Annotated in this window: 3 protein-coding genes; all 3 read left to right on the top strand. The window is 57.7% G+C overall.

Features of this window, described 5'->3' with window-relative positions; translation table 11 throughout:
• The first annotated feature begins 649 nt into the window (after positions 1-649).
• Positions 650-1,024 carry a helix-turn-helix domain-containing protein gene (locus AC0GNR_RS19410; RefSeq protein WP_472902383.1) on the top strand — a complete coding sequence of 125 codons (375 nt, stop codon included), beginning with the start codon at positions 650-652 and terminating at the stop codon, positions 1,022-1,024.
• Positions 1,024-2,349, top strand: a complete 1,326-nt coding sequence (locus tag AC0GNR_RS19405; RefSeq protein WP_472902382.1) for a type II toxin-antitoxin system HipA family toxin — start codon at positions 1,024-1,026, stop codon at positions 2,347-2,349. Before AC0GNR_RS19410 ends, AC0GNR_RS19405 begins: the two co-directional genes overlap by 1 nt.
• A gap of 746 nt (positions 2,350-3,095) precedes the next feature.
• Positions 3,096-3,439 (top strand): transposase (locus AC0GNR_RS19400; protein WP_472901300.1); only part of this gene is annotated, 344 nt, incomplete at its 3' end.

Raw genomic sequence — 3,439 nt, 5'->3', positions numbered from 1 at the left:
AAACGCCGGGCTGCATGCAGGACTGAACAAGCTCCGCTTTGGCAACTGGGTCGTATGCACAGCGCCCATCACGCTTTCGTCCGCTGACCAATCTGCTCTTCAACTCTGCACTGATCTCTGTCATAGGTGTCCACCTTGTTGTACGTGGACACGTAGCATCTCCGATCAGCCTTGCCTTTAAAAGACGGGGTTCATAGAGCGCTTACGACCCTATAGACTTATCCACAACCGAGTAGCCAAAAAACCCATCAACCCGGTGGCTCAGTATTCGACGTGATCACTGGCTCAGTTGTACTGATGAATCAACAGCAAGTTCTTTCCTATCGCGCTCTTCTGACTGGTTAACATCCACGACATCGGCTAGGCGCTACCCTTCACCGGTCATGGACGTTCCCTGAAAGCGCGTGGCAGCGCTCGGGGTCGGCCACCTTCGACAGGAACATGATGTCGCGCTCACGGTTGGGTGGGTGTTTTCAACACCTAGCCTCCAGCCCCTTATCGCGCCTGACTCCAGGATAACGAGTCAGTTGTGACCTCTTAAGCTAAATATTGACCCATATCTGACCGTTTCTAATAACGCACTGGCATCCATCTGAAAGATGTAGTGTAATGGTCAAATATGACTCATTAACTTATTAAGAGGTCAAATGTGACCGATAAAATAAAGGCGACACCCAAACCTTCCGGCCGCATCACCGAAAATCCGATGCCCTTACCGGTGGAGCGTGCGCTGGTTGCTGCCGGGAATGACCTTGCGCTGGCCCGACGCCGCCGGGGGCTTTCTACGTCATCCATGGCGGAGCGGGCGGGCATCTCAAAAAAGACTCTCTACCGGCTGGAGCAGGGCGACCCCGGAGTGTCGTGGGGCGCTGTGGTTCGGGTCCTGAACATCCTGAACCTCCTACCCGAACTCAACAAGGCCTTGAACACCACCAATGATGCGCTCGGCCTAGCGCTCATGAACAAGGCGGTGGCCAAACGCATCCGGGTACGCAAAACCAACCCGGACAGTGGAGCCCTGTAATGGCAACGACAAAAAAAGCAAAAACCAGCCCAACGCGGACGCTGCTCGTCTATCTGGGCGACACGGGACTGGAAGTGGGCGAACTGCAATTTTCCAGACAGGGGCAAAAGGAGGTCTCGGCATTCCGGTACTCCCCCGCTTGGCTCAGTCATCCAGATTGCTTCGCACTGTCTCCGGACCTTCCCCTGAGCACCGACTTTCAATACCGCACGGGGAGCAAGGAGACTTCTACCTTTGCGGGTGCTATTGCCGATACTGAGCCTGATGGCTGGGGACGCCGTGTCATTAACCGCGTCCATGCCAAACGGCGCAAGGCTGAAAAAGACGCCGGCCGAGACGCCGGTTCTGTACAGCTGTCAGACTTGGACTATTTGCTGGGGGTGCTGGATTCCAGCCGCATTGGCGCATTGCGCTTCAAGGACAATGCCGACAGCCCCTTCCTCGATGTGCTCCATGACGACAACTTGCCTGAAGGAACTCACGAGGTCCCGCTTCAGACCCTGATTCAGGCGTCGAAAGCAGTTGAATCCGGCAAGGAAACAGCGACGGACCTCGCGTATCTGAAGGGGCGCGGCACCTCGCTCGGCGGTATGCGACCCAAAGCAACGGTCCTGAAGCCCGACGGCGCCCTGACCATCGCCAAGTTTCCGAGCGTGAGTGATACGCGTGACGTGGCGCGCGGTGAGGTGCTGGCTCTGTTGCTCGCGAAAGAGGCGGGCCTGAATGCATCCGAGGCCGAAGTCGTCATGGCTGGCACCCAGGCTGTCGCGCTTATCGTGCGGTTTGACCGACCTCGGGCTGGCGGCCGCATCCCTTACCTATCTGCAGCCTCGCTGCTGCAGCTGGATTCCAGGGAAGATGGCGCATACACGCAGATTGCGGAGGCCATTGACCGGTTCTCCCCAAGACCTCTCGAAGACAAGCAGGAGCTTTGGGCGCGCATCTGCTTCAGCATGCTCATCACCAACGTGGATGACCACATGCACAACCACGGCTTCCTGCACAGCGGCGGGGGGCAGTGGCGGCTCGCCCCGCTGTTTGACGTGAACCCGTTCCCCGACAAGGAACCCATCCTGAAAACCGCCGTGACCGAAGCGACCGGTGAAACCGGAGATATTCAGGAGGCGCTGGAGGCAGCGGCATACTTTGGCGTGTCCGATGACGACGCCCATGTAATCCTGACCCGGATGATGGCTGCCCTGAACGACTGGAAACGACTCGCCCGGTCCCCGGCCGTGGGGATGAGTGATGATGAAATAGACAAGGTCGCGCCTGCTTTTGAGAACGACAACTGGGATACGGTAGCGTCCTTTTTGGAACAATAAATCGGCCAATCGGCCAATCGGACGGTCTGGTCGGGCATCGCCGGCTTGGCAAATTCTCGGTTTATGGCGGTGCCTGTCTCAGCTTATTTTTCGTGGACCGACGTAATCCGTTGACTCGAAAGGATGCAAATCCTCGCGTTTTGATTGCTCCTAAAAGCAGCGTCACCAAGGGTAGTTGACGCTGCTGCCCATGCGCACATCCTGCGCTCCCGACACGGTGAGGCATCGTCGTGCCCGATTGAAGCCCCTGCGCTCGGGCTTCCCAGACCCCACCCCTTGAACAGCCCAGCCTGGCCATATCGCCTGGGGCGGGCAGAGCGCACACCTTGGCTCAGGCTTGGGGCGGCGTATAGTTCTGTTTCAACAACTTCTCTGCTCTTGACTGGCACAAGCACGTAGCCCTGAGGGGTGATGGGCGCTTGTCTGGTGCGCCGGAAAACTCGCCTTTTTGGCCTGGATGGAATTTCTCAGCTTATGTGTTCCAACGTTTCACCTTATGGCTCCACATCCCTTCCACGTCCTTGAAAAGGCAAGCTGAGATTTCTCACCTTATGGGTCTACCTACAATTTCGGTAAAAATCGAGCGCTTGGGTATGCGCTACTGGTGGGTCAACCAGAACCAGACATTCCGTCACGAGGTGCCGGGCGGCTACTTATGGTCTCCAAAGGTGAAAACGAACGGGCAGGTCAACCCGTGGCGGATTCAAAAGTGAAGTGCAACACCTGCCACCGAGTAAGGTCAGCAGATGCAAAGCAGCCCGCCCAGAAGGTATCAACAACTCCAGCCAGAGGACCGTATGACGCTGGCCAGTCTGGTCCAGCAGAATTTCAGCGTACGTGAGATGGCACTGGCCATGGGACGATCCGCCAGCACCATCAGCAGAGAGCTTCGACGCAACGCACAGCCAGCAGGCTACGCCAGCGCCACCGCGCGTGCCTGCGCCCAGCAGCGGCGTACGCAAGGCCGTCCCCCCAACAAGCTTCACCGCGACGGCGTGCTCTTTGATGTGGTGCGCCACTTTCTTAGCGAGCGTTGGTCTCCCGAACAGATTGCCCTGACACTGGGCGCCATCCTCCCCAAAGGCCATGA

The organism is Hydrogenophaga sp. LT287 (assembly GCF_055702805.1).
The sequence above is the reverse complement of the archived record's forward strand: the minus strand, read 5'-3'. Positions and strand labels throughout refer to the sequence as shown.